The organism is Methylobacterium sp. FW306-05-D, assembly GCF_058782155.1.
On sequence record NZ_JBYSXL010000125.1, the window covers coordinates 1 to 7526 of the forward strand.

At 75.5% G+C, this 7526-nt stretch carries 7 protein-coding genes and 1 pseudogene; 5 read left to right on the forward strand and 3 right to left on the reverse strand.

What is annotated here, in order from left to right:
- Window positions 1–273 precede the first annotated feature (273 nt).
- Together AC3WLN_RS23080 and AC3WLN_RS23085 are read left to right on the forward strand one after the other, a co-directional pair.
- Complete coding sequence (locus AC3WLN_RS23080; protein ID WP_492485195.1) at window positions 274–597, forward strand: DUF6894 family protein; 324 nt, start codon at window positions 274–276, stop codon at window positions 595–597.
- Window positions 598–606: 9 nt separating this feature from the next.
- Window positions 607–3039 carry a type IA DNA topoisomerase gene (locus tag AC3WLN_RS23085; protein WP_492485197.1) on the forward strand — a complete coding sequence of 811 codons (2433 nt, stop codon included), beginning with the start codon at window positions 607–609 and terminating at the stop codon, window positions 3037–3039.
- A 28-nt stretch (window positions 3040–3067) separates the two neighbouring features.
- Here AC3WLN_RS23085 and AC3WLN_RS23090 read toward each other — a convergent pair whose 3' ends face one another.
- The gene (locus tag AC3WLN_RS23090) at window positions 3068–3196 is read right to left on the reverse strand and encodes a hypothetical protein (RefSeq protein WP_272481505.1); all 129 of its coding nucleotides are present in this window, start codon (window positions 3194–3196) and stop codon (window positions 3068–3070) included.
- A 342-nt stretch (window positions 3197–3538) separates the two neighbouring features.
- Between AC3WLN_RS23090 and rocF the strand changes: the two genes are divergently transcribed.
- Window positions 3539–4471 carry an arginase gene (rocF, locus tag AC3WLN_RS23095; RefSeq protein WP_492485199.1) on the forward strand — a complete coding sequence of 311 codons (933 nt, stop codon included), beginning with the start codon at window positions 3539–3541 and terminating at the stop codon, window positions 4469–4471.
- 114 nt (window positions 4472–4585) lie between these two features.
- On the opposite strand, the pseudogene AC3WLN_RS23100 reads toward rocF, so the two are convergent.
- Together AC3WLN_RS23100 and AC3WLN_RS23105 are read right to left on the reverse strand one after the other, a co-directional pair.
- Window positions 4586–4948 (reverse strand): annotated as a pseudogene (locus AC3WLN_RS23100) (Rrf2 family transcriptional regulator); the annotation flags it as partial.
- A 58-nt stretch (window positions 4949–5006) separates the two neighbouring features.
- Window positions 5007–5453: a hypothetical protein gene (locus tag AC3WLN_RS23105; RefSeq protein ID WP_492485201.1), complete on the reverse strand. Its 447-nt coding sequence runs from the start codon at window positions 5451–5453 to the stop codon at window positions 5007–5009.
- 192 nt (window positions 5454–5645) lie between these two features.
- Between AC3WLN_RS23105 and AC3WLN_RS23110 the strand changes: the two genes are divergently transcribed.
- Window positions 5646–5789, forward strand: a complete 144-nt coding sequence (locus tag AC3WLN_RS23110; RefSeq protein ID WP_492485203.1) for a hypothetical protein — start codon at window positions 5646–5648, stop codon at window positions 5787–5789.
- Between the two features lie 149 nt (window positions 5790–5938).
- A partial coding sequence (locus AC3WLN_RS23115) for a proline dehydrogenase family protein (protein ID WP_492485205.1) occupies window positions 5939–7526 on the forward strand: 1588 nt, incomplete at its 3' end.

The window sequence follows — 7526 nt, forward strand, 5'->3', positions numbered from 1 at the left end:
CCTCCCCCCGGAGCCGAGGCCCCGCCCGGGCCCCCGAGGGCGATCGGGCGGGGGCGCGGCTCCGGGCCGCCGAAGATTCCGGGATGTGTCTCGTCGATCACCTCGTCGATCTTGCCATCGATCCTGCCGCGGCGACGCCGCGTCGCCCGCCCCGGCCCTCTCGAAGCCTCGCGATCCCGGACTCTTGCCAATCCCCCGCGCTTGCCCTCATATGAGAACAGAGAGTGAACTCGGCGCCGTCCGGCGGCGCGTCGACGAGGGAGTCCGAGCAGCATGGCCCGCTATCGCTTCCACTGCACCAACGGACGCGAATGCGTGTTCGATGCCGTCGGGAACGACATCCGGGCCCCGCATCGCCTGGTGCGGCGGGCCGAGGCGGTGGCGCGGGACGTGATGCGCAGCCTCGGCGAGGCCGGGACCTGGGCGGAGTGGCACGTCACCGTCCACGATCTGCGCGGACGGCGCGTGCTGGTCCGGCCCTTCTCGTCGGTCGATCCGGCGGCACCGGCCGAGCGGTCGCGGACCGGGAACCGGCCCGGGCCGGCCCCGCGCCGGAGGCGGCCCGATGCCGCGGACGCCCTCGGTCAGGCCGCCTGATCCGCATCCATGTCCCCTGCCCCCGCCGGCCGCACGCTGTTCTTCTTCGAGAAGCCGTCGGCGATGCGCCAGCTCCAGCGCTACTTCCGCTCGCCCGGCACCGTCTGCGTCGCCGCCGAAGGGCACCTGCTCACCGCCGAGGAGCCCGGCCGCATCCGGCCGGAATGGAAGTCCTGGCAGTTCGAGACCCTGCCGATCGTCCTCGACACCCTCCCGGTGATCTGCGGCACCGGCCGCTCCGGCCAGTCGCATGCGGGCAAGCTCGCGGCGATCGGCCAGGCCCTGCGCGGCGTCGAGCGCGTCATCATCGCCACCGATCCGGGCCGCGAGGGTTCGATGATCGCCTGGGAGGTTCTGGAGCATCTCGGCTGGCGCGGCCGGGTCGACCGCCTGAAGCTCGGGGCCCTCGACGACGTCTCGGTCCGGCGGGCCTTCGCCACCCTGGCCCGTGAGCCGGAATCCGGCGAGCAGGACTACGCCGCCTACCTGGAGGCGCTCTGCCGACAATACGAGGATTACCATCTCGGCCTGAACGGCACGCGCGCGATCTCCCTGCGCCTGCGCCCGCCCGCCTTCCGCGAGCCCTGGCGCTTCGGCGGGGTGCAGACGCCGACGCTCGCCATCCTGGCGGATCTCGAGGCCCGCATCCGGGCCTTCGTGCCGCAGGACTTCTTCAAGGTGGCGCTGCACGTCGAGACCGGCACGGGGGCGGCCCTGACCCTGTGGCACCTGCCCAAGGAACGGATCTTCGAGCGCCCCGCGGCCGAGGCCATCCGGACGGCGGCGGCCGCCTGGTCCGGGCCCCTGGCGGTGGCCCAGCGGGACGTGCGCCGGGCGCCGCCGCGCCTGTTCTCGAAGGACACCCTGGCCCGGCGCTGCGCCAAGCGCTTCGGCTGGGACCCCCAGCACACGGCGCGGCTGGCGCAGGATCTCTACGACCAGGGCTATCTGAGCTATCCGCGCACCGAGTCGGATTCCCTGCCCGAGGGGCAGGCCGGGGATGCCGCCGCGGTGCTGGCCGCCATCGGTTCGGTGCTGCCGGATCTCGGGGCCCTCCTCGGCGCGGACGCGCCCGTCATCCGGCGCGGGGCCCGGGGCCACTACGTCAAGGACCCGGGCGAGCACCACGCCATCGTGCCCCTGCGCAAGGTGCCGGAGCGCGGTCGCCTCGAGGCCGACCTCGTCCGCCTCTGGGAACTCGTGGCCAAGGCCTACGGCGCCGCCCACCTGCCCGACGGCATCGACGCGCGCACCGAGGTCGTGGCCGAGGTGGCGACGCCGCTGGGCCCGAAGCGCTTCGCGGTGACCGGGCGCGTCGTGCGCGTGCCGGGCTGGCGCGTGCTGTACGGGGCGGAGGCCGAGATCGAGGCCGATCTCGTCCCCGGCAAGGCGCGGCCGGAGGACGAGGCGCGCGCGACCCGCCTGCCCGCCCTGCGCGACGGGGAGCCGGCGACGGCCGCCGGCGCCGACATCGCCGAGGCCGTGACCGAGCCGCCCCGGCGGATCACCCGGGGCGAGCTGCCCGTGGTGATGGGCCGCCTGATCGACCAGGTGGACGACCCCGCGGCGAAGCGGGCCCTGGCGAACCCGGTCAATCCGAACGAGCCGAAGGGACTCGGCACGGCCGCGACCCGGGACACCATCCTGCCCAAGCTCCTGAAGAGCCACTACCTCGCCCTCGGCGAGGGCAAGGACCCCGCCCTCACGGTGACCGAGGTGGGGCTCGCCTTCATCGCGGCGGTGCGGCGGGTGTTTCCGGCCTATGGCGACCCGGTGGGCCGGGCGATGTTCGAGGCGGACCTCGCCGAGATCGGCCGGGCCCCCACGCGGGCGGAGGCCCGGGCCCGGGCCGAGGCCTTCCGGGCGCGCACGCGTACCCGCCTCGACGGCTTGATCGGCGCCATCGCGCAGGCGGGGGTGGTCAGTCTGGACCCGAGCCTGGCGCCGCCCTCGCGGGGGCAGGGACGGGGCCGCGCCGGCGGGGACCGGCCGCCGACGCCGGCCATGCTCGCCTTCGCGGTCTCGCTGGCCGCGCGCAAGGGCCTCGCCCTGCCCCGGGGCTGCAAGAGCAGCCTGGCCCGCTGCCGCGCCTTCCTGGATGCCGAGGCGGGACCCGCCGCATCGCGCGCGGCGATGCCGGGCGCGGCCGACGGGCCGCGGCCGCCGAGCGCCGCGATGCTGCGCTACGCGAGACGTCTCGCCGCGGAGCGCGGCCTGGACTGCCCGCCCGAGATCGAGACGCAGTTCGCGGCGTGCCGCGGGTTCCTCGATGCCCATGCGGCGCCCCCGGCGGCGCGCGCGGTGCGCCAGGCGAGGCCGGGTCCGGGTTCGGCCAAGCCGAGGTCGTCTCCATCGGCGGCCGGCAAACCGGACGCGGCCGAACCGAAGTCCCGCGGGCCGCGCCGGAGGCCTGCCGCGGCCCGCGCCGCGTCGGGAGCGTGACGGGCCGCGCCGGCGGCGAGCGGACCGTTCAGGTGGCGGCCGGGCGGCCGCGCAGGAGGCCGCCGAAGCTTTGGAACGGCAGCCAGAGAAGCTTCAGGAACGCCCGGATCGTCAGGACGGCGGCGACGGTGAAGAGCGCCAGCAGCGTTTTGATCATGGGGAAACTCCTTGTTCGGGGTCGCGGCCGCTGCGTGAACCAGGGCTTCGACCCGCCCCAGTGGGCGCGGAGATACGGGCGGGATTAAGGACGCGCCGTCGAATTCGGGGACCGGCGGCGGACGGGCGCTGCGCGGACGCCGACCGGCACGCTGTGGCCGGAATGGTTAACAAAACATGGAGGCCGGCCGGCGCCGGGGCCCTGCGGCACCCGCTCCGGAACGACCGTCATGCGGATCGGCTACCCTCGCGCCGGCGCCGGCGCAGGCGCAGGCGGCCCGGCGGGGCCGGCCGCGGCACGGCCCTGGCAAGGGGCACCGGCGATGCGGAGCGAGACGACGCCATGACGAACCGACGCTGCCTTCTCCTCGGCGCCCGCGTGCAGGAAGGCGCCGGCCGCCTCGGCTGCGACATGGGGCCGAGCGCCTACCGGGCCGCCGGCCTCGCCGAGACCCTCTCGGGCCTCGGGCTCGACCTCGTCGACGCGGGCGATCTCGCGGCGCCGGCCGCCGCCGTGGCGCGGGCCCATCCCAACGGCGCCCTGCGCCATCTCGGCGCCTTCGCGGCCTGGACCGAGACCCTGGCCGAGGCCGCCTATGCCCACAGCGCCGAGGCCGTCCCGATCTTCCTCGGGGGCGATCACAGCCTGTCGGCCGGCACCCTGTCGGGGCTCGGGCGCCGGGCGGCCCAGGAGGGGCGGCCCCTCTTCGTGCTCTGGCTCGATGCCCATGCGGATTTCCACACCCTCGACACCACCACGAGCGGCAATCTCCACGGCGTCCCCCTCGCCTACGCCACCGGCCGGCGGGGCTTTTCCGGCTACCTGCCGCCCCCGCCCGCGCCGATCGACCCGCGCAACGTCTGCCTGATGGGCACGCGCAGTCTCGATCCGGCGGAGCGGGTGGCGGTGATCGAGGCCGGCGTGCTGATCCACGACATGCGCAGCATCGACGAGGCCGGCGTCGTCGCGCCCCTGCGGGCGTTCCTCGGCCGGGTCGCCGCGGCCCGCGGGCGCCTGCATGTCAGCCTCGACGTGGACTTCCTGGACCCCGGCATCGCGCCGGGCGTCGGCACCACGGTGCCGGGGGGCGCGACCTTCCGGGAGGCACACCTGATCATGGAGATGCTGCACGATTCCCGCCTCGTCGGCAGCCTCGATCTCGTCGAGCTCAACCCGTTCCTCGACGAGCGCGGACGGACGGCGCTCCTCATGGTGGATCTCGCCGCCAGCCTGATGGGCCGGACCGTGCTCGACCGGCCGACGCAGAGCTACTGAGCCCAGGCCTCGAAAGGCATCGGGGAAGGCCCGGCGACGCCGGTGCCGGGGCCGCCGATGCGCCGGCTCGGAGGGCCGGGCTCCTGCGGGCGGGAGCGCCCCTCCCGGAAGAGGTCAGGTCTGCGCGCCGGGGCGCGGCGCGTCCAGGCCGAGCAGGCGCGCGATCTCGGCACCGGAGCCGCCGATCAGGTCCGCCGGGGTGACCTCATCGAGCACCGTCAGGAAGGCGTTCAGGGCTTCCCCGAGGGCCCGTTGCAGGCGGCAGATCGACGTCAGAACGCAGGCGGTTCCGGAAAAGCACGCCGCCAGGGTGAAATCCTCCTCCGTCGCCCGAACCACGGTGCCGACGCGGATCTCGGCCGGGGATTGTCCGAGCCGCAGCCCGCCGCCGCGGCCGCGCGTGGTCCGGATCACGCCCAGCCGACCCAGCTGGTGCACCACCTTGGTGAGGTGACTCTCCGAGATTCGGTAGAATCGATTTTTGTTGTTTGCGTCTGTCCGGCGCCGGGGGCGCGGGCGCGCGCGCCGCCGCCCGTCAGTCGGATGCGCGCGGCGGGCGCCGCGCCGCCCAATCGCGATCGCGGGCCGCCTGGGCCTCGCGAACCTCGCCGGACCAGCGCTCCCAGTCGGGATCGGCGGGCTGGGGGCGCTTGCGGGCCCGCGCCGCCGCCGTCCTGCGCCGCGCCTCGTCCGCCGCCTTCTGCCGCCGCAACTCCTCCACCGTGACCGGCTCCGGCGCGGGCCTCGGCTTCGCCCAGGGGTAGGTCCGCTCGGCCGGCCGCCGAGTCCGTCCGGGTTCCGGAGCGGGGCCGGAAGGGGCGGCATCCGCCAGGGCGAGCGCATCGGCCAGCGCGAGGCCGGCGGCGGCGGCCACCCGGGTCGCGGCCGCGCGTCCGGCCGCCCGCTCGCCGGGCGTGGCCCCGCGCTCCATCAGTGCTCGACACTTCGCGAACCGGTCGCGATCCAGGACCCCTGCCGTCATCGCCCCATCCTAGGGGCAAAGGCGACGGCGCGCTCCGGCCGGGCGCGGTCGTCCACAGCGCGGGGCGGGTGCGTCTCGACACCGCGCGGCGATCGCGGCCGGTGCATGGAGAGCCTGGGCCCGAGGCCCGCAGCCATCGCAGGTGACGCTTCGATCCGAACCGCCGACCCCGTCCCGGCCGAGGAGATTCCGATGATTGCCGCAGGTCCGTTCCGCTGGCTCCTGACCGTCCTCGCCATGGTCTCGCCCTTCGCCGCGACCGCCTGCGGCGCCTCCGACAAGGGCGCCCTCCCGCCGGACGCCGACACCCACGTCGTCTATCGCCACTACCTGTAGGGGCGCGGTCCGGGGCCGCCCCTCGCGGCGCCTCGGCGCCGTCCGGCGGCTTGGGGACGCCTCGACTCGCGCCGCGCCGCGTCCCATCCTCCAGGGCGAGGCGGCGGCGGATCCGCCCGGCACGATGAGGTCGCCACGATGAGGTCGCGATGAGCCCTGTCGGTCCGCCGACGCCGTCCGTCCCGCCCTTCGCCGCGTTCCTGGGGCCGGGGCCTCCGCCGACGCCGCTGCGCCGGCGGCTGACGGCGGAGGCGCGTGCGCCCGAGCCGGAGCGCGTCGCCGCCTGCCTGGGGGCGGTGACGACGAGCCCCGAGGCGGACGCGGCCACCGCGCATCTCGTGCACCGCCTCGTCGGGCGCCTGCGCGCCGAGGGAGGCGGCGGCGGGGTCCAGGACCTCCTGCGGGAATACGCCCTGTCGACCCAGGAGGGCGTGGCGCTGATGTGCCTCGCCGAGGCGCTGCTGCGCATCCCCGACGCGCAGACCCGCGACGCCCTGATCCGCGACAAGATCGGGCATGGGGACTGGGCCGCCCATCTCGGTCACAGCCCCTCGCTCTTCGTCAACGCGGCCACCTGGGGCCTCGTGATCACCGGGCGCCTCGCGGCCTCGGCGGACGAAGCCGGATTGGCGGGCGCCCTGACCCGCCTCGTCGCCCGGGGCGGCGAGCCGCTGGTCCGCGCGGGCGTGAACCGGGCCATGCGGCTCATGGGCGGCCAGTACGTCAGCGGCGAGACCATCGCGCAGGCCCTGCGCCGGGCCCGCCGCCAGGAGGCGCGCGGCTTCACCCATTCCTTCGACATGCTCGGCGAGGCGGCGCTGAATGCCGCCGATGCCGCGCGCTACGCGGACGACTACACCCAGGCCATCCACGCCATCGGGGCGGCCTCGGCGGGGCGCGGGCTCTTCGCCGGCCCCGGCATCTCGATCAAGCTCTCGGCCCTGCATCCGCGCTACGTCCGCGCGCAGCGGGACCGGGTGACGGCCGAGCTCCTCCCCCGCGTCGCCGCCCTGGCGCGCCTCGCCCGCCACTACGACATCGGCCTCACCATCGACGCCGAGGAGGCCGACCGTCTCGACCTCTCCCTCGACATCCTGGAGGCCCTCTGCGCCGACCCGGACCTCGACGGCTGGAACGGCCTCGGCTTCGTGGTGCAGGCCTACCAGAAGCGGGCGCTGACGCTGGTCGCGGTCCTCGTCGACCTCGCCCGCCGCTCGGGGCGACGCCTCATGGTCCGCCTCGTCAAGGGCGCCTACTGGGACAGCGAGATCAAGCGCGCGCAGGTGGCGGGCCTGGAGGATTTTCCCGTCTTCACCCGCAAGGTCCACACCGACCTGTCGTACCGCGCCTGCGCGGAGCGGATGCTCGCCGCCCCCGACGCGCTCTTCCCGCAATTCGCCACCCACAACGCCCAGACCCTCGCCGCCCTCCACATCCTGGCGGGGCCGGACTTCCACGTCGGGCGCTACGAGTTCCAGTGCCTGCACGGCATGGGCGAGGCCCTCTACGGGGCGGTGGTGGGGCCGGGCGGGCTCGACCGCCCGTGCCGGATCTACGCGCCAGTGGGCACCCACGAGACGCTGCTCGCCTATCTCGTGCGCCGGCTCCTCGAGAACGGCGCCAACTCCTCCTTCGTCAACCGGGTCGCCGACGCGCGCGTGGCCGTGGCCGACCTCGCCGTCGACCCGGTCGCGGCGGTGCGGGCCGCGCAGCCCCTCGGGGCCCCCCACCCGGCGA